The organism is Geothrix terrae, from assembly GCF_022808775.1.
Taxonomy (GTDB): domain Bacteria; phylum Acidobacteriota; class Holophagae; order Holophagales; family Holophagaceae; genus Geothrix; species Geothrix terrae.
The window spans coordinates 90933-114469 of record NZ_JAKZLA010000004.1 but is presented as its reverse complement, the minus strand read 5'-3'; the positions used below and the strand labels follow the sequence as shown (position 1 = coordinate 114469).

General features: G+C 68.6%; 23 protein-coding genes and 1 tRNA gene. 10 read left to right on the top strand and 14 right to left on the bottom strand.

Annotated elements, in window-relative coordinates; all coding sequences use genetic code 11:
* Nucleotide 1: 1 nt before the first annotated feature.
* The gene (locus tag MLE42_RS09265; RefSeq protein ID WP_243287599.1) at nucleotides 2-751 is read right to left on the bottom strand and encodes an outer membrane protein; all 750 of its coding nucleotides are present in this window, start codon (nucleotides 749-751) and stop codon (nucleotides 2-4) included.
* Between the two features lie 113 nt (nucleotides 752-864).
* Here MLE42_RS09265 and MLE42_RS09260 point away from each other — a divergent pair, with 113 nt between their 5' ends.
* The 3 genes from MLE42_RS09260 to MLE42_RS09250 all read left to right on the top strand — a co-directional run bounded on the left by MLE42_RS09260 (nucleotide 865) and on the right by MLE42_RS09250 (nucleotide 3486).
* Nucleotides 865-1743 carry a 2-oxo acid dehydrogenase subunit E2 gene (locus MLE42_RS09260; protein WP_243287598.1) on the top strand — a complete coding sequence of 293 codons (879 nt, stop codon included), beginning with the start codon at nucleotides 865-867 and terminating at the stop codon, nucleotides 1741-1743.
* Entirely contained in the window at nucleotides 1740-2618 is an 879-nt protein-coding gene (locus tag MLE42_RS09255; RefSeq protein ID WP_243287597.1) for a phosphatase PAP2 family protein, read from the top strand. Before MLE42_RS09260 ends, MLE42_RS09255 begins: the two co-directional genes overlap by 4 nt.
* Nucleotides 2619-2700: 82 nt before the next feature.
* Nucleotides 2701-3486: a PhzF family phenazine biosynthesis protein gene (locus tag MLE42_RS09250; RefSeq protein WP_243287596.1), complete on the top strand. Its 786-nt coding sequence runs from the start codon at nucleotides 2701-2703 to the stop codon at nucleotides 3484-3486.
* A gap of 25 nt (nucleotides 3487-3511) precedes the next feature.
* On the opposite strand, the gene dtd is transcribed toward MLE42_RS09250, so the two are convergent.
* Nucleotides 3512-3946: a D-aminoacyl-tRNA deacylase gene (gene dtd / locus MLE42_RS09245; RefSeq protein ID WP_243287595.1), complete on the bottom strand. Its 435-nt coding sequence runs from the start codon at nucleotides 3944-3946 to the stop codon at nucleotides 3512-3514.
* Nucleotides 3947-4091: 145 nt separating this feature from the next.
* On the opposite strand from dtd, the gene MLE42_RS16130 reads away from it, so the two are divergent.
* Entirely contained in the window at nucleotides 4092-6812 is a 2721-nt protein-coding gene (locus MLE42_RS16130; RefSeq protein WP_275975834.1) for an alpha/beta fold hydrolase, read from the top strand.
* A 50-nt stretch (nucleotides 6813-6862) separates the two neighbouring features.
* Here MLE42_RS16130 and murJ read toward each other — a convergent pair whose 3' ends face one another.
* From murJ to MLE42_RS09195, 8 genes are all read right to left on the bottom strand, one after another.
* Nucleotides 6863-8464 (bottom strand): murein biosynthesis integral membrane protein MurJ, encoded by a 1602-nt coding sequence (murJ, locus tag MLE42_RS09230; RefSeq protein WP_243287594.1) that lies wholly within the window; start codon nucleotides 8462-8464, stop codon nucleotides 6863-6865.
* A gap of 41 nt (nucleotides 8465-8505) precedes the next feature.
* Nucleotides 8506-8581, bottom strand: a tRNA-Thr gene (locus tag MLE42_RS09225).
* 150 nt (nucleotides 8582-8731) lie between these two features.
* Complete coding sequence (accC, locus tag MLE42_RS09220) at nucleotides 8732-10162, bottom strand: acetyl-CoA carboxylase biotin carboxylase subunit (protein WP_243287593.1); 1431 nt, start codon at nucleotides 10160-10162, stop codon at nucleotides 8732-8734.
* Between the two features lie 2 nt (nucleotides 10163-10164).
* Nucleotides 10165-10641 (bottom strand): acetyl-CoA carboxylase biotin carboxyl carrier protein, encoded by a 477-nt coding sequence (accB, locus tag MLE42_RS09215; protein WP_420843090.1) that lies wholly within the window; start codon nucleotides 10639-10641, stop codon nucleotides 10165-10167.
* Between the two features lie 186 nt (nucleotides 10642-10827).
* Nucleotides 10828-11295: a transcription antitermination factor NusB gene (gene nusB / locus MLE42_RS09210; protein ID WP_243287591.1), complete on the bottom strand. Its 468-nt coding sequence runs from the start codon at nucleotides 11293-11295 to the stop codon at nucleotides 10828-10830.
* 271 nt (nucleotides 11296-11566) lie between these two features.
* Nucleotides 11567-12049: a 6,7-dimethyl-8-ribityllumazine synthase gene (gene ribH / locus MLE42_RS09205; protein ID WP_243287590.1), complete on the bottom strand. Its 483-nt coding sequence runs from the start codon at nucleotides 12047-12049 to the stop codon at nucleotides 11567-11569.
* A gap of 126 nt (nucleotides 12050-12175) precedes the next feature.
* On the bottom strand, nucleotides 12176-13102 hold the full coding sequence (locus MLE42_RS09200) for a pyridoxamine 5'-phosphate oxidase family protein (protein ID WP_243287589.1): 927 nt from the start codon (nucleotides 13100-13102) through the stop codon (nucleotides 12176-12178).
* Between the two features lie 107 nt (nucleotides 13103-13209).
* Complete coding sequence (locus MLE42_RS09195) at nucleotides 13210-13587, bottom strand: DsrE family protein (RefSeq protein ID WP_243287588.1); 378 nt, start codon at nucleotides 13585-13587, stop codon at nucleotides 13210-13212.
* A gap of 105 nt (nucleotides 13588-13692) precedes the next feature.
* On the opposite strand from MLE42_RS09195, the gene MLE42_RS09190 reads away from it, so the two are divergent.
* Entirely contained in the window at nucleotides 13693-14253 is a 561-nt protein-coding gene (locus tag MLE42_RS09190) for a TetR/AcrR family transcriptional regulator (protein WP_243287587.1), read from the top strand.
* Between the two features lie 76 nt (nucleotides 14254-14329).
* On the opposite strand, the gene acnB is transcribed toward MLE42_RS09190, so the two are convergent.
* Nucleotides 14330-16906: a bifunctional aconitate hydratase 2/2-methylisocitrate dehydratase gene (gene acnB, locus MLE42_RS09185; RefSeq protein WP_243287586.1), complete on the bottom strand. Its 2577-nt coding sequence runs from the start codon at nucleotides 16904-16906 to the stop codon at nucleotides 14330-14332.
* Between the two features lie 153 nt (nucleotides 16907-17059).
* On the bottom strand, nucleotides 17060-18754 hold the full coding sequence (gene ggt, locus MLE42_RS09180; RefSeq protein ID WP_243287585.1) for a gamma-glutamyltransferase: 1695 nt from the start codon (nucleotides 18752-18754) through the stop codon (nucleotides 17060-17062).
* A gap of 98 nt (nucleotides 18755-18852) precedes the next feature.
* On the opposite strand from ggt, the gene MLE42_RS09175 reads away from it, so the two are divergent.
* The 3 genes from MLE42_RS09175 (at nucleotide 18853) to MLE42_RS09165 (ending at nucleotide 20578) form a co-directional block, all read left to right on the top strand.
* Entirely contained in the window at nucleotides 18853-19338 is a 486-nt protein-coding gene (locus tag MLE42_RS09175; protein WP_243287584.1) for a DinB family protein, read from the top strand.
* A gap of 72 nt (nucleotides 19339-19410) precedes the next feature.
* On the top strand, nucleotides 19411-19791 hold the full coding sequence (locus tag MLE42_RS09170; protein ID WP_243287583.1) for a tautomerase family protein: 381 nt from the start codon (nucleotides 19411-19413) through the stop codon (nucleotides 19789-19791).
* Entirely contained in the window at nucleotides 19781-20578 is a 798-nt protein-coding gene (locus MLE42_RS09165) for an arylamine N-acetyltransferase family protein (RefSeq protein WP_243287582.1), read from the top strand. Before MLE42_RS09170 ends, MLE42_RS09165 begins: the two co-directional genes overlap by 11 nt.
* Nucleotides 20579-20584: 6 nt before the next feature.
* Here MLE42_RS09165 and MLE42_RS09160 read toward each other — a convergent pair whose 3' ends face one another.
* Nucleotides 20585-21286 (bottom strand): hemerythrin domain-containing protein, encoded by a 702-nt coding sequence (locus MLE42_RS09160; RefSeq protein WP_243287581.1) that lies wholly within the window; start codon nucleotides 21284-21286, stop codon nucleotides 20585-20587.
* A gap of 51 nt (nucleotides 21287-21337) precedes the next feature.
* Here MLE42_RS09160 and ybaK point away from each other — a divergent pair, with 51 nt between their 5' ends.
* Nucleotides 21338-21820: a Cys-tRNA(Pro) deacylase gene (gene ybaK / locus MLE42_RS09155; protein ID WP_243287580.1), complete on the top strand. Its 483-nt coding sequence runs from the start codon at nucleotides 21338-21340 to the stop codon at nucleotides 21818-21820.
* Between the two features lie 81 nt (nucleotides 21821-21901).
* Complete coding sequence (locus tag MLE42_RS09150; protein WP_243287579.1) at nucleotides 21902-22846, top strand: aldo/keto reductase; 945 nt, start codon at nucleotides 21902-21904, stop codon at nucleotides 22844-22846.
* Between the two features lie 21 nt (nucleotides 22847-22867).
* Here the strand turns inward: MLE42_RS09150 and MLE42_RS09145 are convergent, their stop codons facing one another.
* Entirely contained in the window at nucleotides 22868-23509 is a 642-nt protein-coding gene (locus MLE42_RS09145; RefSeq protein ID WP_243287578.1) for a DUF5655 domain-containing protein, read from the bottom strand.
* Nucleotides 23510-23537 lie beyond the last annotated feature (28 nt).

Below are 23537 nucleotides of genomic sequence, written 5' to 3'. Positions count from 1 at the left end.
CCTAGAACCTCCGCCCGATGCCCAGCCACACATTGGGGCCGGTGGAATCGGTGTCGGCGGTGACCGTGGGCGGGGCCAGGGAGCCGCTGGCGGCGACATCGTGCTTGAGGCGGGCCCAGGAGTAGCTGACGCCGGCCTCGGCGTACCAGGTGCGCTTCTCCGAGAAGTACACATCCACGCCCACACCTACCGTGAACATGGGGAACCAGCCGTCGTTGTCCACGTGGAGCAGGGTCTCGTCGAGGTAGGGATTGCGCAGCGTCAGGAGGGTGCGGTCCTTCTCGTAGGCCACGCCCAGCCCGCCCTGGAGGAAGGGGATCCAGCGCCGGTCGGTGCCCAGGGGCCGGAACTGGACCAGGGCCAGGAGGTCCGCGTAGACCGTGTACTTCTGCTCGAAGGCCAGGGTGGCGGGGCCGGCGGGCGTGTCCACGGTGGCCGAGCCATCGATCTTCCCCCGGGAGTAATCCAGCTCGAGGCCCACCTTCCAGCGGGGGTCCAGGTCCCGGAAGGCCTGCAGGCCCAGGTTGAGGTTGGCCACGTCGTCCCAGGTCTTGAACGAGGTGCCCATGGCGGCGTTGATGTCCTTGATCTGGCGGTTGGTCTCCGTCTGCTTGGGCCAGCTCTGCTGGAGGTAGGCGGTCATGGTCCAGGGCCGGGCCTCCTGGGCCCTGCCCGGGGCCCAGGCCAGGAGGAGGGCTGCGGCAAGCAGACCGGAAACAGGCAGGTTTAACCGTGCGGAAGGCGTCGGCATGGGATCCCCGGAGAGGTTGCCCCATGGATAATCCCGACTCCCCCGGGTGTCAATGCGAAAAGAGGATTTGCTGGTCGTCTTGACAGGAGGGGCATGGACGACAACCCTGGTCCATGCCCCTCTTCTCCCGTCCCGATGGTGATCTGATCCGCGGCGAGGATCCTGTGCGGCGCATCATGCCCTACCTCATGCGGGGCCGGAACGAGAGCTGCGTCTACCAGGAATCCGTCTACCGCATCGCGGCCGCGCGCGTCTGGCTCAAGGCCTACAACCGCACCCACCATCCCCGCGCCACGCTCTTCCACCTGGTGGCCTACGCCACCGCGGTGGCGCTCGAGACCCGCCCGCGCCTGAACCGGTTCGTCTCGGGCGGACGGACCTACCAGCGCCGGGGCGTGTCCATCTCCTTCGTGGCCAAGCGGGAGTTCACGGACGACGGGGCCGATGTCACGGTGAAGCTGGCGTGCCCCAAGGGCGAGAGCTTTCCGGACTTCTCCCGGCGCATCTCGATCCGGGTGGACGAGGCCCGGGACAAGGACTGCGCCGTGGACAAGGAAGTGGCGCTGATCATGCGGCTGCCCGGCCCGCTGGTGCGCGGGCTGGTGGCCCTCGCGCGGGGGCTGGACCGCTGGAACCTCTTCCCGGGCTTCATGATCCGCGACGACCCCATGTACGCGACGATCTTCCTGGCCAATCTGGGTTCCGTGGGCGTCTCCGACGTGTTCCACCACCTCTACGAGTACGGCACCGTCTCCATCTTCGGGGCCGTCTCCGCGCCCCGGCGCGCGGTCTTCGCCGCCCGGGACGGGGTGACGTCGGAAGAGGCGCTGTCCGTGCGCTGGACCTTCGACGAGCGCATCGACGACGCCTTCTCCTGCGCCCGCTCCCTGGCGCTGGTGTCGCAGATCCTCGAGGACCCCGCGCGGTGGCTGGGCCCGCCGGAGGGGACGCCCCAGTGGAAGGGCCTGGAAGCGGACGCGCACAAGCCATGATCGCCGCGACTGTCGCGAGCCTACGGCCCTCCGAGCGGCTGACGGCCCTGGTCCTGGCGGGCCTGCTGCTGCTCATCGTGTTGGCGCGGCCCGAAGGGGGCATCTCCCGTGGCGCCACGTTCGCGGGGCTGCTCCTGGCCGTCCTGCTGGTGGGCCGGGCGAAGGGGAGGGCGGGCGCAGTGCTGCGCGACTTCCTGCCGATCCTGGTGGTGCTCCTGGTGTTCCTGCTCCTCCAGCCGCTGGTGGTGGCGGTCAACACCCACCGCTGGGATACGGCGCTCGCCGCCGCCGACGCCCGCTGGTTCGGCCAGCTCGCCGCGGCCTGGCACGGCGCCTTCGGCCGGCCCGCGGCCTTCACGGACCTGATCTACCTCGCCTACGCCAGCTTCTACTTCCTGCCCATCACCGCGGCGGTTCTCGCACGGCTCCGCCTCGGGCCCGAGGCCTTCGAGCGGACCGCCTTCCGGATCCTCCTGGGCTTCTACCTGTCCTTCCTGGGGTACTTCCTGTGGCCTGCGGAGGGGCCGCGGGTGCCTGAAGCGCTCGCGGCGGCGAAGCTGGGCGGCGGCGCCGTCTCCCAAGCGGTCCGGGCCTTCCTCCACGGGGCCGAATCCACCACCCTGGACGCCTTCCCCAGCGGCCACACGGCCCTTTCGGTGCTGCCGGCCCTGCTGACGACGCGTCCCTTCCCCAGGTTGGCGCCGCTGCTTTGGGTCTGGGCTCTGGCCGTGGTCTTCGCCACGGTCTACATCGGCGTCCACTACGTGGTGGATGTGGCCGCGGGCCTCCTGCTGGCGGGAATCACCCTGGCCTTGGCCGCTCCGCTGTCGCGCTGGATGGGAGCCGCCACCGGCCTTTTCACCGATTCGGAATGAACCTCAGCGCCCGGTCTGTGGTCCGCCTGCGGGGCCCTTCCGATCCGGAGTCTGACTGCCCAACATGTGGGCAGGAGCCCCCATGCGCCTGCCCCTGCACCAGATCGACGCCTTCGCCTCCCGTCCCTTCGAGGGGAACCCTGCGGCCGTGATGCCGCTGGATAGCTGGTTGCCAGATGCCCTCATGCAGTCCATCGCGGCGGAGAACAACCTTTCTGAGACGGCCTTCCTGGTGAAGGAAGCCACAGGATGGCGTATCCGTTGGTTCACCACTGTCTCTGAGGTGGATCTCTGCGGTCATGCCACCCTGGCGAGCGCCTGGCTCATCCTCCACGAACTCGAACCCGAGGCGAGAAGCGTGTCGTTCCATAGCCGCAGCGGTTCCTTGACGGTGAACTGCGAGGGAGAGGAACTGGTCCTGGACTTTCCGTCCCGTCCCGGCCGGCCCGCACCTGAGTTGGCGGATGCGTTTGCGAAGGCCCTGGGTGTCCGTCCCCGCGAGGTGCGCCTCGCCCGGGATGCGATGGTGGTCCTGGATGACGAAGCCGCGGTTCGTGAGGTGCGCCCTGACTACGAGGCCCTCAGGGCGCTTCCCGCCATGGGCACGCTCATCACAGCTCCCGGCCAGGCCTACGATTTTGTCTCCCGATGTTTCTTTCCCGGGGATGGGGTGCCGGAGGACCCCGTCACCGGCAGCGCCCACTGCACGTTGATTCCCTACTGGGCCGAGCGCCTGGGGAAGACACGTCTGCGCGCCTTCCAGGCGTCGCTCCGCGGTGGAGAACTGGCCTGCGAACTTGCCGGGGATCGCGTCCGGATCGGAGGCCGGGCCGTGAAGGTGCTGGAAGGCCACTTCCTCTTGCATTGACTGTGGCGAATCCAGCTGCGTCCCTTCACCGCTCAAGGATGAAGGTCACGGGCCCGTCGTTCACCAGCTCCACCTCCATGTGCTCCTGGAAGAAGCCGGACTTCACGCGGGGATGCTGGGCCTTGAGCAGGTCGAGGAACCTGCGGAAGAGCACCCGCGCCGCCTCCGGCGCCATGGCCTGATCGAAGGAGGGGCGCCGGCCCCGCGCGATGCTCCCCGCCAGCGTGAACTGGCTGATGGCCAGGATCTCGCCGCCCACCTCCTGGAGGCCGAGGTTCATCTTCCCGTCGGCGTCGCCGAAGACGCGCAGGGAGGCGATCTTGGCCGCGGCCCAGGCGCAGGTCTCCTCCGTGTCCCCGGCCTCGAGACCCGTGAGGACGAGGAGGCCGGGGCCGATGGTGGCCTCCAGCGCTCCGCACCGGACCGAGGCCCGCTTCACGCGCTGGATGACGGTCTTCATGGGATGCCCCCCTCCGAACTGTGCCATGACGGAGGAGGCTGGGTCATCGGGTGGATCCGGAGCCGGCCGCATTCATGCTCCACCTTCAGGTCTGCTTCGGCGTAATCTGGGTTTCTCACCCATTCTTTCCAAGGAGCTCGAGCCCATGAAACGTCATGTGTCCTTGTCCAGCCTCCTGTGGTCTGGCCTTGTCCTGGCTCTGGCGCTGCCCCTGGCCGCCCAGGGGGCCAAGGCTCCGGCCGCCGCCGCAGCCAAGAAGAGCCAGCTGCCGCCTCTCATCGACCGGGATAAGTTCTTCGGCAATCCCGAGATCGCCGCGGCCCAGATCTCTCCCGACGGGAAGTGGATCGCCTTCCTCAAGCCGTACAAGGAGACCCGCAACATCTGGGTCAAGAAGGTGGGTGAGTCCTACGCGAAGGGACACCTGATCACCGCGGACCCCAAGCGCCCCATTCCGGCCTTCTTCTGGAGCCGGGACGGCAAGCAGATCCTCTTCGTGCAGGACAAGGACGGCGACGAGAACTTCAACGTCTACGCCGTGGACCCGGCAGCTCCCGCGGCGGCCGGCCATGAGGTGCCCGAGGCCCGCAACCTGACGGCGGCCAAGGGCGCCCGCGCCATGATCTACGCGGTGCCCAAGGCCGATCCCGACACGATCTACGTGGGCCTCAATGACCGCGACGCCGCCTGGCATGACGTCTACAAGGTGAAGATCTCCACGGGCGAGCGGACCCTCCTCCGCAAGAACACCGAGCGCATCGCCGGCTGGGTCTTCGACAAGCAGGCGAACCTGCGCCTGGCCCTGCGCACCACCGACAAGGGCGACACCGAGATCCTCCGCGTGGACCCCGAGGGCTTCACCAAGGTCTACGAGTGCTCGGTCTTCGAGTCCGCGGCACCGGTGAACTTCCACAAGGACGGCAAGCGGGTCTACCTCGAGACGAACAAGGGCGCCCGGAATCTCACGGAGCTGGTGCTCTTCGATCCCGCCACCGGGAAGGAGGAGAAGCTCGAATCCGATCCCAAAGATCGCGTGGACTTCGGCTCGGCCCTGTTCTCGGACCTGACGGACGAGCTGATCGCCACGACCTACCAGGACGACCGCACCCGGATCTACTGGAAGGACAAGGCCTGGGAGGCGGATTTCAAGCGCATCCAGGCCAAGCTCCCCGGGCGCGAGATCGGCCTGGCCTCCATGACGAACGATGAGCAGCTGGTGATGGTGGCCGCCTACAGCGACCAGGATCCCGGCAGCCGCTACCTCTTCGACCGCCGCACCAAGAAGCTGAGCCTGGAGTACGTGTCCAGGGAGGACCTGCCCCGGAAGGACATGATTCCCATGCGGCCCATCCGCTACAAGTCCAGCGATGGCCTGGAGATCCCCGCCTACTTGAGCCTGCCCAAGGGTGTGCCCGCCAAGGGGCTGCCCCTGGTGGTGGTACCCCACGGCGGCCCCTGGGCCCGGGACGGCTGGGGCTTCAACAACCTGGCCCAGTTCCTGGCCAACCGCGGCTACGCCGTGCTGCAGCCCAACTTCCGAGGCTCCACGGGCTATGGCAAGGCGTTCCTGAACGCCGGCAACAAGCAGTGGGGCGACCTCATGCAGGATGACCTCACCTGGGGCGTGAAGCACCTGGTGGCCCAGGGCATCGCCGATCCCAAGCGCGTGGGCATCCTGGGCGGTTCCTACGGCGGCTATGCCACCCTGGCCGGGGTGGCCTTCACGCCGGACCTCTACGCCGCCGCCGTGTCCATCGTCGGGCCGTCCAACCTGCTGACCTTGCTGGAGACCATCCCGCCCTACTGGGAGGCCGGCCGCATCATCTTCCACGAACGCATGGGCAACCCCAACACGCCCGAGGGCAAGAAGCAGCTGGAGCGCCAGTCTCCGCTGAACTCCGCGGCGAAGATCCACACGCCGCTCATGGTGATCCAGGGCGCCAACGATCCCCGCGTGAAGAAGGCGGAGAGCGACCAGATCGTCGTCGCCCTGCGGGACCGGGGCTTCCCGGTGGAGTACCTCTGCGCGCCGGACGAAGGCCACGGCTTCGCCCGGCCTGTCAACAACCAGGCCATGTTCGCCGCCGCGGAGACCTTCCTGGCCAAGTACCTCAAGGGCCGCTACCAGGAAGGCGGCAAGCCGGATGTCATGAAGCGCCTGCCGGAGATCACCGTCGATCCGAAGACCGTGGTGCTGGCGAAGAAGGCCGACGCGGCGTCCGTGACCGTTCCCAAGCCCGTCGCCAAGCCCACGGCCGGCACCTTCACCTACGCGGGCACCTTCGCCATGGGACCGCGCTCCATGGCCATCACCATGGTCCGGACGGTGAAAGAGGAGGGTGGTTCCTGGGTGGTGACCGATGCCACCAAGCTGCCGGGAGGTGAAGCGATGGACACCACCACCATGGCCCTGGATACCCTGGCGCCCCTGAAGCGCCAGGTGAAGCAGGGCCCCGTGGTCATCGAGATGGCCTTCGAGGGCGCCAAGGCCACCGGGACCATGGCCATGGGCGGCAACGCCAAGCCCTTCAGCATCGAGCTGGGCGGCGGCGCCTACGCCGAAGGTTCTGGCGCCGAGGACGCCCTGGCCTGTCTGCCTCTGGCGGAGGGCTACACCGTCACCTTCCGCAACGTGGACATCCAACGCCAGAAGGTCCAGCTCAAGCAGGCCAAGGTGCTGGGCCAGGAGGACCTGAAGGTGCCTGCGGGCAGCTTCAGGGCCTGGAAGGTGGAGCTCACCTCCGCCGAGGGCGATCCCGGCAGCAAGACGCTGTGGCTGGACACCACCAGCCGCAGGCTGCTCAAGACCGTGGAGACGAGCCCCCGGATGGGCGGTGCGGTGGTCACGGTGGAACTGCAGCCCTGAAGGAAGGCACGATGCACTGAGAAGGGCCGGGCCCTCGCCCGGCCCTTCGTCTATCGCCTCAGCTTCTGCAGGATCTTGCCGGATAGCTGCCGGGCTTCCGGGTGGCCGAGGCCCACGGCGGCCAGTCCATACGCCGCGGCGCAGGCGCCGATGAGGGGCAGCAACCGCAGGGCCAAGCCCGCCCGGCGGAACCCATGAGGGGCGTCCATCCCCAGAAGGCCCGCCCCGGCCCAGGCCAGCAGGCCCATGAGGATCGAGGCGGCCAGCGCGCGGGCGGTGGCGTTCAGGAGGGGGCGGAGATCCAGGCCCGGCAGGCGTGGGCGCAGACGCAGCAGGACGCCCAGCAGGCCCGCGAGGCTGGCCACCCCATTGGCCAGGGCCAGGCCGCCGGTGCCCAGGGGCCGCAGCAGGGCGAGGCTCAGGGCCACGTTCAGCAGCAGCGTGCCGGCGGCCAGGGCGGCGGGACCGCGATAGTCCTTGAGGGCATAGAGCGCCTGGTTGCCCAGCCGCTGGGCCGCCACGAAGACCAGGCCCACGGACTGGAACACCAGGGTCAGGGCCGTCCAGTCCGAAGCCGCCGGCGTGTAGGCGCCGGTGCGGAAGAGCAGGGCGCAGATGGGCCGCGACAGCACGGCCAGGCCCACGGAAGCGGGCAGCACCAGCAGGGCCGATGCGGAGATGGACTGGGTGAGGCTGCGGTTCATGCCGGACCAGTCCCGGGCCTCGGCTTGGCGGGACAGCGCGGGCAGGCTTGCGGTGGCGAGGCTCATGGCGAAGAGGCCCATGACCATCTCGCTCATCATGCCGCTGTTGAAGAGGACGGTCTGGGCCCCGTTGGGCAGCTTCGAGGCCAGGGTGGTGCTGACGAGGGCGTTGATGGGGTAGATGCCCGCGGCCAGCAGGCCGGGGCCCATGCGCTTGAGGGCCTTGAGCACCCAGGGATCCCGCAGGTGGAGGCCGAAGGAGAGGCCGAAGCTCTCCTTGCGGATGGCGGGCAGCAGCACCAGCAGCTGCAGCACGCCGCCCGCCAGCACGGCCAGGGCGCAGACGACGGCCACCGTCTCGTAGGGGACGCGCCCCGACCGCTCCAGCACGCGCAGCGAGGTCCAGCCGAAGGCGATGAAGGCGACGTTCCAGAAGATGGAGACCGAGGCCGCCAGCGCGAAGCGGTGCCGCAGGTTCAGCAGGCCGCCGAAGCCCGCCGTGAGGCTCACCAGGGCCAGGTAGGGGAACATGATGCGGCCCAGACGGGTGGTGAGCTCGCCCTGGACCTCGGGCCGCCCCAGGGTCAGCAGGCCCGCCAGGGGGCCCATGAAGATCAGCACCAGGGCCACGCCGATCAGGAGGATGGCCAGGAGGGTGCCCAGGAAGCGGGCGGCCACAGCCCGCACGGCGGCTTCGCCCTCCGCCGCCTCGGCCTCCGCCAGAGTGGGCAGGAAGGCGGCCGTCATGGTGCCCTCGGCCGTGAAGCGACGCAGGAGGTTGGGCAGGCGGAAGGCCACGAAATAGGCGTCCGCCGCGGCTCCCGCTCCCAGCACGTGGCTGAGGAAGAAGGTCTGGAGCAGCCCCGTGAGGCGGCTCAGCAGGGTCATGAACCCCACGACTCCCGCGGAGCGGAGCAGGCTGGGGCGGGTGGGGGTGGGGTCGCTCACGGTTGGATCGGGATGGAGTGGACCATGAGGTTCCCTGAGACTGGAGCCGCTAGTCGGAATTGAACCAACGACCATCCGCTTACAAGGCGGGCGCTCTACCAACTGAGCTATAGCGGCACGAGATTCAGTCTATCGGATTTGGTGGCTTTCCCGAATGGTGCCGGGGAAGGCGGTGGCTAACCTGGACATTATTCTCAGCGGTGCGGGGCCCCAAATTTCAGGCGACATTCAGTCGCCTGAAATTTGACCCGCATCCGCTTCGACCCGTCAGCGCGGATCCCCAGCTGGATCCCGCTTCAGGTCTTCCATGAAGGTCTCCATCCACTTGGTGGAGAAGGTGCCGGCGATGAAGTCGGGGTGGTCCATGATGCGGCGGTGCAGGGGGGCGGTGGTCTTGATGCCCTCGATGACCAGGGTGTCCAGGGCCCGGCGCATGCGGGCGATGGCCTCGGTGCGGTTGGCGCCGAAGGCGATGAGCTTCGCCACCATGGAGTCGTAGTGGGGCGGGATGACCGCATCCTGGTGCATGGCGGTGTCCACGCGGATGCCGGGGCCTCCGGGGAAGTGCAGGGCCGTGATGCGGCCGGGACAGGGCGTGAACTTGAAGGGGTCCTCCGCGTTGATGCGGCACTCGATGGCGTGGCCCTTCTGGACCACGTCCTCCTGGCGGAAGCTGAGCTTCTGGCCCGCGGCGATGCGGAGCTGCTCCTTCACGATGTCGATGCCCGTGACGAGCTCCGTGACGGGGTGCTCCACCTGGACGCGGGTGTTCATCTCCATGAAGAAGAAGTCGCCGCGCTTATCGAGGAGGAACTCGATGGTGCCGGCGTTGTAGTAGCCCACGGCCTGGGCGGCCTTGACGGCCGTCGCGCAGATGCGCTGGCGCAGCTCCGGCGTCAGCGCCGCGCTGGGGCTCTCTTCGATCAGCTTCTGGTGGCGGCGCTGGATGGAGCACTCGCGCTCGCCCAGGTGCACCACGTTGCCGAAGAGGTCGCCCATGATCTGGACTTCGATGTGGCGCGGCTCCAGGAGGTACTTCTCCATGTAGACGGCGTCGTCGCCGAAGGCGCTCTTGGCCTCGCTGCGGGCGGTGTTGTAAAGGTCCGGCAGCTCCTCGGGGGAGTTGACGATGCGCATGCCGCGTCCGCCGCCGCCGGCGCTGGCCTTCACGATGACCGGGTAGCCGATCTGCTCGGCCACCACCAGGGCCTCTTCCACGGTCTCGACGATGCCGTCGCTGCCGGGCATGAGAGGCACGCCCGCCGCCAGCATGGTGGCCTTGGCTTGGGCCTTGTTGCCCATCTTCCGGATGATCTCGGCGTTGGGGCCGATGAAGGTGATCCCGCAGGCCTGGCAGACCTCCACGAAGTGGGGGTTCTCGCTGAGGAAGCCGTAGCCGGGATGGATGGCCTCGGCGCCGGTGACCTCGGCGGCGGCGATGACCTGGGGGATGTTCAGGTAGGACTTGGAGGACGGCGGGGGCCCGATGCACACCTCCTCGTCGGCGAACCGCACGTGGAGGGCATTGCGATCCGCTTCGGAGTAGACGGCCACGGTTTGGATGCCCATCTCTTTGCAGGCCAGGATCACGCGGAGCGCGATCTCGCCCCGGTTGGCGATGAGGATCTTCTTGAACGGCGGTTCGTCCGGCGCGGTGGGTGCGGGCTGCGAGCCCTTGCGCTTGATGGCGGAGGCCATGGCTAACCGATCCGGACCGCGAAGAGACGCTCGCCGTACTCGACGGGGGTGCCGTTCTCCACCAGCACCTTCACGACCTCGCCGGAGACGTCGCACTCGATCTCGTTCATGAGCTTCATGGCTTCGACGATGCAGAGCGTCTGGCCGGGCTTCACGAAATCACCGGGGGACACATAGGGCGCGGCGGTGGGGTTGGAGGCACGATAGAAGGTGCCGACGATGGGGCTGGTGACGTAGTGGATGCCGGGCTCATCCGCGGGCGCGGCCGGCTGGGCCGTGGAGGCCGCCGCGGCGGGGGAGGGCTGGGACGCGGGAGCGGCGATCACCATCTGATGGGCGGGCATGGGGGCGGCCTGGACCACGGGGGCCGGGCCGTCCTTCCGGATGCGGAAGCGCATGTCGCCGGCTTCGAACTCGAACTCCTGGAAGGGCTCGCGGCCCACCAGGGCGATGAGCGCCTTGATCTCCTCCAGACCCAGGGGGGCGCCGGGGGCGGTGCGGGGGGCCGCGGCCTTGGAGGCGGGCTTCGAGGGAGCGGGCTTGGGGGCCGGGGCGGGCTTCTTGGCTGCAGGGGATTTCTTGCGTGAGGTGCTCATCAATGCTCCAACGATCGGATCAGGCTGGGGAAGGGAACGAGCATAGCAAACCAGCCGGACAGGGTCAGGTCACGATTCATCCGGGGGATCGGCGGCCACGGTTTTCTTGCGCAGCCGGGGGCCGGTTTCTTCGGGGCGGAATTCTTTGCGCGCGGCATCCAGGATGCCGTTGAGGAATTGCGTGCCTTCCTGGTCGCTGAATTCCTTCACGATCTCCAGGGCCTCGTTGATGACGATGGGGAAGGGCACTTCCTTGACGTACATCAGCTCGAAGAGCCCCAGGCGCAACAGGTTGCGGTCCACGGCCGCCATGCGGTGGATCTTCCAGTGCTCGGCGTATTTGGCCAGCACATCATCGATCTCCTCCAGGTGGCCGTACACGCCGTCCACCAGGCGCCGGGCATAGTAGAAGGCATCCCGGTTCAAGTCCTGGATGGCGTAGAACCCGGCGAACACCTGGTCCGGCTGGTAGCCGGTGAGGTCCATGGCGTACAGCATCTGAAGGGCGTACTCGCGCCCCCGGCGGCGAACACCCATCTAGGACCTGCCTTCAAATTGGGACGTGCCCGCGACGGCGGCCAGCCGCGCACCTGGGCAGGCGGCGGCCGCAGGGCGATGCGGCACATCGTTCAAGGCCGCCAACGTAGCCAGGGGTGCGGCTGGCCTTGTCCCGGAGGGCAAGTGGCGGCGCCCGGCGCGATACCGCGTCAAGCTCCTCGTCAATAGTGCCGCTATGGCCATCGTCGCTTTCCTTGTCTCGCTTGGGCGGCGCCACTTGCGCGGACGCGCCCCAATTTGAAGGCAGGTCCTACTTTCCCTTCGAACCCTTGAGGGTGTGCGCGAGGTCGGCCATCTCGAGGACGCTCTGGGCGGCCTCCCAGCCCTTGTTGCCCATCTTGGCCCCGGCCCGGTCGATGGCCTGCTCCACGCTGTCGGTGGTCAGCACGCCGAAGGACAGCGGCAGGCCCGTGTCCAGGGCCACCTGGGCGGCGCCCTTGGTGACCTCGGCGGCGATCATGTCGAAGTGGGGGGTGCCGCCCCGGATCACCGAGCCCAGCACGATGACGCCGGCGTAGCGGCCGCTCTGGGCCGCCAGCTTGGCCGCCTGGGGCAGCTCGAAGCTCCCGGGGACGCGGATGAGGTCCATCTGGTCATCGGTGCCGCCGTGGCGGAGGATGCAGTCCTTCGCGCCCTCGATGAGGCGGTCCACGATGAAGTCGTTCCAACGCGAGGCCACCAGCGCGAAACGGTCGCCGTCGTGGACGCGGATGTGGCCCTCAAAGATCCCCATGGGAACCCCCCGAAAGGTGGTTGAAGAGGAAAAAGTCTAGCACGGCCTGAGGTTGAGCCAAGCCCGAATCCCTCCACCCCGGCTCCGGCAGGACCGCCGCGTTGTTCGGGCGCTGCAGCCCTGTCCTCAGGGGTTAGTGGGCGAGGCCTCCACGAAGGACCAGCGCGGGGCTCCCTCAGCTGGCGGCGTGAGCACCCAGCCCGCCACCTGGAACACCAGGAAGCGTGAGGTTCCGCCCGTCTCCGCCTCAGTGCCGGGGACATCCCACAGCACCTGCCCGAAGCCCGTCAGGTGCAGGAGCGCCCCGGAGTCGAAGTCGGGAACCAGGATCCCCATTCGGCTGTCCACCGCCAGGTTCCCGAAGGATTGGAAGAGCCCGTTGCCGGGATAGTCCGGCAGGCGAAGCGTGCGGTCGTCCAGCCATTGCGCGAAGCCCGGTCGGCCGCCCCGATGCGAGACGTCGACCCCCCGGTCCGGATGCCGGGTGGCCAAGAAGAGGGTGTCGGCGGCGGCGATGAGAGCCAGCTCGTCGGGGCCGAGGCTGGTGCCGCTACGTGGGGCAGAGAGGGGAACTGCGGTACTCTGGATGCCGTCGAAGCTGCGCTTCTGGATGAACCTCGAGCAGTTCGGGAAAGATTCCTCCACGGTCAGGCGAAGCCGGCGCAGTCCCGCCGTGGCGATGCGTCCGTTCACCCGCAGGCGGCGCCGGGTGGCGGGTTCGATGAAGAGCGCCCCGGTGGGGCGACCCTCGAGGTGGGTGGCCAGCAGCGGGTTGGCAGGATGGGCGGGGGCCCGGTCCAGGTCCAGGGTCACCCCCGAGCCGTCCGGCTCGGCCTGGGCGAAGCCCCCCTCTCCGATGAGGGCGGAGCACCACAGGCGGTGCGCCGCGTCCTCCCCCCCGAGGATCACCCAGGGCTGCCGGGCGATAAACGGGATGGCGCCCTGCATGATGCTCGGGGAGATCATGCGGGCATTGAGCAGGGCGGTGTGGACCTCCCCGGCCCGAACCTGGACCGCGCGCTCGCCTTCGTGGAACAGATCCTGGTGGGTCATGCCGTCCTCCGGGAGGCCCGGCGCCCCCCGCGGGTGGCCCGGGGGCCCGGGGGGGGGCCCGGGGCCGGTGGTGTCGTGGGGGAGCCGTCCGGGTGGGCGGGGGAGGCTCAGAAGGTGACGAGGCTGTAGCCCTTGACGAGGTAGTCGCCGAGGCTGATGACGCCGCCCACCCCGGGGACCTGCAGGTCGCGGCCCATGGGTAGGCCAGTCGCCTTGGCCTCCTCCGCGGTGCCGAACACGTCGGCACAGCCGCCGCAGACACCAGTGACCCGGTCCTGTACGGCGCGGAAGAGGGGGCCGGCGGGATGGTCGGCCTTGACCAGCTCGGCGGCCCATCGGGTGCCCGCGCCCTGGAAGATGAGCGCGACCTCCTGGCCCCGCTCTTTCAGATCGTAGGTCAGGAAGAGGGCGTTGAAGAGGCGGCCCAGGGCCTCCTCGGATCCGGCCTTGGGATCGGAAAAGAGGACGATGGCGGTCTTGGTCATGGGAGCTCCGTGATGTGTACCGAACGTTCGGTATTGGCCCATCATGAAGCTCAATCCCGGGGTGTCAACCGTTTTTGAACCGATCGTTCGGTGTATGCTTTCGCCATGGTCAGTGAGCGATCCAACCGTGAAGGCATCCTTCTGACCCTGCTGGAGGAATTCCGCGGGTGCGGGTTCGACGGCGTCTCCCTCAGTCGCATCTCGGAGGTCACCGGGCTGGGGAAGGCCAGCCTCTACCATCACTTCCCCGGCGGGAAGGGGGAGATGGCGGAGGCGGTGATGGACCTGGCGGCCAGCTGGCTGGAGGGCCACGTGTTCGGACCGCTGGAAGGCGGGGCGGACCCCGCGACCCGCCTGGCGACGGTGCTGGACGCCCTCGAGGGCTTCTACGCAGGCGGCTCCAAGTCCTGCCTGCTCGATGTCATGCCACTCACCGGGGGGACCGCGGTGCGGGCCGCCGTGAAGGCCATCCTCCAGCGGCTCCTGGCCGGGTTCGAGCAGCTGGCGCTGGATGGGGGGCTGCCCGCCGGGACGGCCCGGGCGCGGGCCGAGGCGGCGCTCGTGTCCCTCCAGGGCAGCCTTGTCCTGGCGCGGGGCCTGGGCGAGACGGGTCCCTTTATGCGGGCCCTCCAGGCGCTCCGCGAGGGGTTTCTCGGGAGGGCGTGAAGGCGAGGGGTATCTCTGAGTGGACCAAGGCCCCCCGGGGGAGAGGACCCGGGGATCTTGGCAGGAGGGCTTGCCGTCAGACTGTGACGGTGTCCGCGACTTCGCGGAAGTCCGCGATCTGGTCGAAGTTCATGTAGCGGTAGATGTCCTTCGCCTTGGCGTCCACGATGCCGATCTGGGCCTTGTACTCCTCCACCGTGGGGATCTTCCCAAGGAGGGCGCAGATGGCAGCCAGCTCGGCGGAGCCGAGGTACACCCGGGTGTCGAGGCCCAGGCGGTTCGGGAAGTTGCGGGTGGAGGTGGACATGGCCGTGCTGCCCTTGCGGACCTGGGCCTGGTTGCCCATGCACAGCGAGCAGCCGGGCATCTCCATGCGGGCGCCGGTGCGGCCGAGGATGCCGTAGTAGCCCTCCTGGGTGAGGATGTAGGCGTCCATCTTGGTGGGCGGGGCGATCCAGAGCCGGGTGGAGAGGTCGGTCTTGCCGTCCAGCAGCTTCCCGGCGGCGCGGAAGTGGCCGATGTTGGTCATGCAGGAGCCGATGAACACCTCGTCGATCGTGTCGCCGGCCACCGTGGACAGCAGCTTCACGTCGTCCGGATCGTTCGGGCAGGCCACGATGGGCTCCTTCACGTCCGCGAGGTTGATCTCGATGACGGCGGCGTACTCCGCGTCCGCATCGGGGGCCAGCAGCTCGGGCTTGGCGATCCAGGCCTGCATGGCCTTGATGCGGTTCTCCAGCGTCTCGCGGTGCTCGTAGCCGTTGGCGATCATCCACTTCATGAGCGTGATGTTCGAGGTCATGTACTCGATGATCGGTTCCTTGTCCAAGCGCACGGTGCAGCCGGCGGCGGAGCGCTCCGCGGAGGCGTCCGTCAGCTCGAAGGCCTGCTCCACCTTCAGCTTGGGCAGGCCCTCGATCTCGAGGATGCGGCCGCTGAAGATGTTCTTCTTGCCCTTCTTCTCGACGGTGAGCAGCCCCTGCTGGATGGCGTAGTAGGGGATGGCGTTCACCAGGTCGCGCAGAGTGACGCCGGGCTGCAGCTCGCCCTTGAAACGCACCAGTACGGATTCCGGCATGTCCAGGGGCATGACGCCTGTGGCGGCGGCGAAGGCCACCAGGCCCGAGCCCGCGGGGAAGGAGATGCCGATGGGGAAGCGGGTGTGGGAGTCGCCGCCAGTGCCCACGGTGTCGGGCAGGAGCAGGCGGTTCAGCCAGCTGTGGATGACGCCGTCGCCGGGCTTCAGGGACACGCCGCCGCGGTTGGTGATGAAGGGCGGCAGCTCGCGGTGGGTCTTCACGTCCACGGGTTTGGGGTAGGGCGCGGTGTGGCAGAAGGACTGCATCACCATGTCGGCGGAGAATTGGAGGCAGGCCAGGTCCTTCAGCTCGTCGCGGGTCATGGGGCCCGTGGTGTCCTGGGAACCCACAGTGGTCATCTTGGGCTCGCAGTAGGTGCCGGGGCGGATGCCCGTCACACCGCAGGCGCGGCCCACCATCTTCTGGGCCAAGCTGAAGCCCTTGCCAGTGTCCTTGGGCACGGCCGGCAGGCGGAAGACGGTGGAGGCGGGCAGGCCCAGGGCCGCGCGGGCCTTGGTGGTCAGGCCCCGGCCCACGATGAGGGGGATGCGGCCGCCGGCGCGCACTTCGTCGAAGATCACGTCGGACTTCACCTTGAACTCGGCGATGACCTTCCCGTTCTTCAGGGCCTTGCCCTCGTAGGGGCGCAGCTCGATGACATCGCCCATCTCCATGCTGTTGACGTCCAGCTCGATGGGCAGGGCGCCGGCGTCTTCCATGGTGTTGTAGAAGATGGGCGCGATCTTGGTGCCCAGGCACACGCCGCCGAAGCGCTTGTTGGGCACGAAGGGGATGTCCTCGCCCGTGAACCACAGCACGGAGTTGGTGGCGGACTTGCGGCTCGATCCCGTGCCCACCACGTCGCCCACGTAGGCCACGAGGTTGCCCTTGGCCTTGAGGGCCTCCAGCTGCTTGAGGGGGCCCACCTTGCCGGGGTCGTCGGGGTTGATGCCGGGGCGCGCGTTCTTCAGCATGGCCAGGGCGTGGAGCGGGATGTCGGGCCGGCTCCACGCGTCCGGCGCCGGAGAGAGGTCGTCGGTGTTGGTCTCGCCGGTCACCTTGAACACCGTCAGGGTCAGGCTCTGGGGCACCTCGGGCCGGCTGGTGAACCACTCGGCCTCGGCCCAGGACGTCAGCACGGTCTGGGCATTCTTGTTGCCTTTGTCGGCCTTGGCCTTCACGTCCGCGAAGGCGTCGAAGACCAGCAGCGTCTTCTTGAGGCCCTCGGCGGCGATCCCACCCACGGTGGCGTCGTCCAGCAGGTCGATGAGGGGCTTCACGTTGAAGCCGCCCAGCATGGTGCCCAGCAGCTCCGTGGCCTTCTCGCGGGAGACCAGGGCCACCTTCTCCCGGCCGCTGGCCACGGCCGCCAGGAAGGCGGCCTTCACGCGGGCGGCGTCATCCACGCCGGCGGGAACGCGGTGGGTCAGCAGGTCGAGGAGGAAGGCCTCTTCGCCCTTGGGGGGATTGGCCAGCAGATGGGTGAGCTCGTCGGTCTGCGCCTCGGTGAGCGGCAGGGGCGGAATCCCGAGGGCGGCACGCTCGGCAACGTGTTGGCGATAGGCTTGCAGCACGGTCAACTCCCCTGGAAACGCCGCTCGGCGCGAACGATATGGCTTTGGCGGGGCACCATCCCCCGCGGAGGGCAGGCATAGACTCCCGCCACGTCCATTCTACATGGGCGGCCCTGGGGGAGCGCCCATCGGCGCCGTCTTCGAGGCTAATTCCTAGTAGCCTGCCGCCTGGCCGTCCTTCCGCGACTCGCTGGCCCCGAAGTAGACCTTCTGCCTGGGATCCCAGCGGATGGCCTGGTAGCCGCCGTAGCCGCCGAACATCCAGCCCACGCCGTGGCCGCGGTTCATCAGCTCGCGGACCGTCTCGTAGGGGAAGCCACTCTCCAGCTGGATGGTGCCTGGCAGCTTCTCCTTCTCGCCGGTGGGCTCCGGGGAGCCGTCGTGGCTCATGCGGGGGGCATCGCCGGCCTCCTGGGCGTTCATGCCGAAGTCGATGAGGCCCATGACGATCTGCACGTGGCCGATGGGCTGGAACTCGCCGCCCATGACGCCGTAGCTGAGGAAGGGCTGGCCGTCCTTGGTGATGAAGCCCGGGATGATGGTGTGGAAGGGCCGCTTGCCGGGGGCGTAGGTGTTGGCGTTGCCTTCTTCGAGGTTGAACAGCTCGCCGCGGTCCTGGAGGCAGAAGCCCAGGTCGCCGGGCGTCATGCCGCTGCCCATGCCGCGGTAGTTGCTCTGGATGAGGCTCACCATGTTGCCCTCGCCGTCGGCGGTGGTGAGGTAGACGGTGTCGCCTTCCTTGAGGGGCGGGTGGCCCGCCTCCAGGCGGCGCGAGGCGCGGTCGCCGATGAGGGCCCGCCGCTGGGCCGCGTAGTCCTTCGACAGCAGCCAGGAGAGCGGCACCTTCATGAAGGCCGCGTCAGCATAGAACTTGGCCCGGTCCTCGAAGGCCAGCTTCTTGGCCTCGGCGAACAGGTGCACGTGCTGCGGGCTGCCGAAGGGGATCTTCGAGAAGTCGTAGCCTTCGAGGATGTTCAGCATCTGGAGGGCCGCGATGCCCTGGCCGTTGGGAGGCAGCTCCCACACGTCGTAGCCGCGGTAGTTCACGCTCACCGGCTCCACCCAGTCCGAGTGGTGGGCGGCCAGATCCTCGTAGCTGAGGAAGCCGCCGTTGGCCTTCATGTATGCGTCGATCTTCCGGGCGATCTCGCCCTTGTAGAAGGCGTCGCGGCCATCCCTGGCCAGGAGCTCCAGCGTCTTGGCCAGGCGCGGATTGCGGAAGACCTCGCCGCTCACGGGGCCCCGCTTGCCATCCACGGTGAAGGTCTCGAGGAAGCCCGGATACTTGCCCAGCACGGGCACGCTGCGGTCCCAGTAGTAGGCGATGAGCTCACTGACCGGGAACCCTTCTCTGGCGTATTTGATGGCCGGCGCCAGCACCTGGGCCATGGGCAGCTTGCCGAACTTCCGGTGCAGCTCGAACCAGCCGTCCACGCAGCCGGGCACGCTCACGGGCAGGGGGCCCTGGGGCGGAATGTGCTTGAGCCCCAGCTTCTTGAAGTGGTCGAGGGTGAGCGACTTCGGCGAGCGCCCGCTGCCGTTGAGGCCGTGGAGCTTCCTGCCCTTCGCGTCCCACACGATGGCGTAGAGGTCGCCGCCCATGCCGCTGCCCGTGGGCTCCATGAGGCCCAGGGCCGCGTCCGCGGCGATGGCGGCGTCCACCGCGGAGCCGCCCTGCTTCAGGATGTCCAGGGCGATCTGGGTGACCAGGGCCTGGCTGGTGCAGGCCATGCCGTGCTGGGCGGCCACCTCGGAGCGCGTGGCGAAGGCCCGGCCCGTGACGCGGTCGCCGGCCAACAGGGAGAGGGCGGCCAGGGGAAGGGCGAGGCATGCCGACGGGATGCGCATGGAACCTCCTACGATGGCCCTTAATGAAATCACGGTTGCCTCGCAAGTCGAGGCTTCATTTCGGGGCCCGCTGCGGCATGCTGGTGTCGAGGTGTCCCATGACGTTCGATGCTGCCACCCGGGAAGCCCATCTCCTGCGTTACCGCACGGGCCCCGCCCTGTTGCGCCGGGCCTGGGAGGAGGTGCCGGCGGAGGCCCGCACCTGGCGGCCCGCCGAGGGGAAGTGGAGCGCCCACGAGGTGGTGGTCCACTGCGCGGACTCCGAGACCTACTCGGCCATCCGCATCCGGCTCCTGTTGGCGGATCCCGAGCCCCTCATCGTGGGCTACGACGAGAACGCGTGGGCCCAGCGCTTCGACTACCACGCTTCGGACCCGGAGCTGGCCCTGCGGCTGATCGAGGCGGCGAGGGCGCACACCATCGCCACGCTCGAGCGGCTGCCGGAATCGGCCTGGGGCCGCGTGGGGCGCCACACGCACAGCGGTACTTACGGCACCGATGACTGGCTCCGGAACTACGCGGCCCACCTGGAGCTCCACGTCGCCCAGATCCAGCGGAATGTGGCGGCCTGGAACAATCGCTGAACCTCCATCGGCAAGTGTCGCGACACCCTCGTCGGCCATGGCTAGAATGAGCGACTCGCAGAAGGAGATTTCATGCCTCTCGTACGTATTTCCCATCGTTCCGGCGTGGGTGACGCCTATCGGCAGGCCCTGTCGGATGGCGTCCAGGAGGCGCTCACCGCGACGGTGAACGCGCCGGCCGACGATCGCTTCCACATCCTCACGGAGCACGCCTCGGGCTTGATCTTCGATCCCCATTACCTGGGCATCGAACGATCGCCGGAATGGGTGGCCATCCAGATCACGCTCCGGAAGGGACGCACCGTGGAGATGAAGCAGGCGCTGTACCGCCGGATCGTGGAGAACCTGGCGAAGGATCCCGGTCTCCGTCCCGAGGACGTGATGATCTGCCTGGTGGAGAACGAGCTGGCCGACTGGTCCTTCGGGAAGGGTGAAGCCCAGTATGTCCGCTGATCTCGACCTGGATGCCTACCTGCGGCGCATCGGCTTCGCAGGCGAGCCACGGCCAGACCTGGCCACGCTGCGGGCCCTGCATCTGGCCCACGCCTCCACCATCCCCTTCGAGAACCTGGACATCCAGATGGGGCTGCCCATCCGGTTGGACTTGGCTTCGCTCCAGGCCAAGCTGGTGCAGCGCCGCCGAGGCGGCTACTGCTTCGAGCAGAACGGCCTGTTCCTGGCGGTGCTGCGGCGGGTGGGCTTCGAGGTCATCCCCTGCGAGGCCCGGGTGCGGCGGGGCGCGACCGCGCTGCTTCCCCGCACCCACATGCTGCTGCTGGTGCTGCTGGAGGGCCGCCGTTGGCTCTGCGACGTGGGCTTCGGGGGGGAGGGGCTGCTGCAACCCCTGCCGCTTGATGGGCAGCCCCATGTCCAGTTCCTGCACCGCTACCGCGTGGTTGAGGACACGGATGGGGAACCCCTGAACGTGCTCCAGTGCCTCCAGAACGGCGCCTGGGTGGACTTTTATGCCTTCCGGGCCGAGGAGCGGTTCCCGGTGGACTACGAGATGGCCAACCACTACACCAGCACCTATCCCGAGTCCCGCTTCGTGGCCACCCTCACGGCGCAGCTTCCAGGCCCCGACGTGCGACGGATCCTCCGCAACCGCGCCTACGCCGAGATCCGAGGCGACGCCATTGAGGGGCGTGAGCTGGCGCCGGAAGAGGTCATCCCCCTCCTGCGGGAGGTCTTCGGGCTGGACGTGCCCGAGGGGGCGAGCTTCCGGGCCTTCGAGAGCTGACCCCGCTCAATCCCCGTAGCGCGTGGGGAGTGCCGCCAGCTCCCGGGACACTTCGCCGGCCAGATGCCGCCTCTGGGCCTCGGGGAACCGGTCGGCCACGGGGTAGACCCGCTCCTCCTCCAAGGCGTTGTGGGCGGCCAGGCGCTGCTGCACGGCCTCCGCCGCGACCCGGGCCGCGGCCCAGTCCAATCCGGACCCCTTCAGGGCGTTCACGGCCGTGGCCAGGGTGGCCATGAAGAAGTCATGATCCTCGCGCAGGGTCCGGAGGGCCTCCGCCAGGTCCGGGCGGGCCTCGGCCACGGCGGGGAACAGCGCCTTGTGCTCCGCGCGGATGTGCACGGCCAGGCGCATCCAGATCCGGTCCAGGGCGCGGTGCGCCTCCGGCTGGAGACCACGATCCATGGCCATCCGGGCCTCTCCGAAGAGCGCATCGATCTCGGCATGGTCCGCCGCCAGGTGGGCTGCGATGGGATCCGGGCTCTCCTTCCCAGCGGCCTCCCGGGCGGCGATGAGGTGCTCGGCCTTCTCCGATTCGAAGATCTTCTGCAGCTCAAGGAGGGTGGCGCCCAGGGCGGAGCCCTGAGCCCGCCGCCGTCGCCAGTAGATCCAGCCGCGGGCCTCCATCCAGAGCCCCAGCCGGTCCAGCAGGCCCAGGGCCACCACGACGAGGGCGAGGGCCAGGAGGGGGTCGGGCGGCGAGATGGACACGGAGTCTCCTGCCGGAGCGTGGGATCATGGTGCCATGACCAAGGTTGCGCCATGAGCGCCAAGGCGCCATCCACCAACGCCACGCGGCTGCTCAGGCAGGCGGGCGTGACCTACACCGAGCACCTCTACCGCTACGAGGACCATGGCGGCACGGCCGTGAGCGCCCGGGAGCTGGGCGTGGACGAGCACGCGGTCATCAAGACGCTGGTGATGGAGGACGAAAAGGGCGTGCCGCTCATCATCCTCATGCACGGCGATCGCGAGGTGAGCACGAAAGAGCTGGCCCGCCAGATCGGCGCGAAGTCCGTGCAGCCCTGCAAGCCCGAGGCGGCCAACCGGCACAGCGGCTACTTGGTAGGCGGCACCAGCCCCCTTGGCACCAAGAAGGTCATGCCCATCCATGCCGAGGCGAGCATCTTCGAGCTGCCGCGCATCTACCTCAACGGCGGCAGCCGCGGCTTCCTCGTGGGGCTGGATCCGAAGGACCTGGAGCGGGTGCTGAAGATCGTCCGGGTGTACGTGGCGATCCCGTAGACGTCCATACATCTGGCGGTTGAGCCTTATCTTTATCTTGGTCCGCCTCGCCACGGACCTTCGGAGGTTCCGATGACGCACATGAAGCGACCCCTCGGCCGGACAGGCCTCTCCATCTCGCCGCTGGTCTTCGGCGGCAATGTGTTCGGCTGGACCATCGACAAGAAGACCTCCTTCGAGATCCTGGACCGCTTCGTGGGGGCGGGCTTCGAGACCGTGGACACGGCCGACGTCTACTCGATCTGGAAGCCCGGGAACCAGGGCGGCGAATCCGAGACGATCATCGGCGAGTGGATGCGGGACCGCCGCTGCCGCGACCGGATCGTCCTCATCACCAAGGTGGGGATGGAGATGGGGCCGGACCGGAAGGGCCTGTCCGCGGCCTGGATCGAACGCGCCGTGGAGGACTCCCTGCGACGTCTCCAGACCGACCACGTCGACATCTACCTGTCCCACAAGTTCGACCCGGACACGCCCCACGAAGCCAGTCTCGCCGCCTACCAGAAGCTGATCGCCGCCGGGAAGGTGCGGGCCATCGGGGCCTCCAACTACGACGCGGGCCAGTTGGGCGCGGCCCTCAGCGCGTCCGCCAAGGGCCTCCCCCGCTACGAGGTGCTGCAACCCGAGTACAACCTGTATGACCGCCAGAGCTACGACGGGGCGCTGCGGGACCTCGCCATGGCCGAGGGGCTGGGCGTCATCACCTACTTCAGCCTGGCCAAGGGCTTCCTCAGCGGAAAGTACCGCAGCGAGGCGGATCTCGGGAAGAGCCCGAGGGGAAAGGGCGTCAAGGGCTACCTCGACGCGCGCGGCTTTCGCATCCTGGGCGCGCTGGACACCGTGGCCGCGCGGCACGGGGCCCGGCCCGCGGAGGTGGCCCTGGCCTGGCTCATGGCGCGCCCCGGCGTCACAGCCCCCATCGCCAGCGCCACCAGCCTGGAGCAGCTGGACAGCCTGATCCGCGCGGCGTCGCTGACGCTGAACGCCGAGGACATGGCCGCGCTGGAGACCGCCAGCCGGTACTGAGTTGTGCCGGAGGCCCGGCGGTCAGGCTTTGGCATCCCGCTCATAGGCGCGCCGGAGCCAGGGCAGGGCCTCTTCGAGGTCCCCTTCCATCGTGATCTCCAGCTTGTGCGTGATGCGGTCCTTCTTCCGGAAGCCGCCGGTGTCCTTGAGTCGCCCGGAGGTGTCTTCGACGGTGGCGGGATCGCCCAGGGCCAGGCCCAGGTCCAGGCGCGACGCGAAGGGCTTCACTTCGGCGAAGACGTGATGCCGGTAGAAGGGGACGATGGTCTCGCAAGGACAGACCTTCACGTCCGGTCCGAGGCTTCGGGCCAGCGCGGAGACTGCCTCGAAGAGCGGCCGCAGGGCGGCTTTCCTCCCTGCGTACTGGGCGTCCACGTAGCCTGGCGCCGCCGCGAGGTAGCCTTCCGGGGTGTCGTCGAAGGGGTGGCCGTGGGCGGCGCAGGCCCTCTGGGCCACCAGGCTGGCTTGGTTGCCGCCGAGGCCCTGGGCCCTCAGCCAGGCGGCGCAGCCCTTGAGATCCGCCGGGGCCTCTTTCCGGGCCAAGGCCACCCAGGCCGCCAGGCCACGGCCCGAGCTCCGCTCGAGGTTGGCGAGGATGGCCTGGATGTGGGCCACGCTGGGGTGTAGGTCGTAGGGACAGGGGACTTGGGATTGAACGGCCATGGAGGCTCCTGCCCGGAAGTCTAGCTGT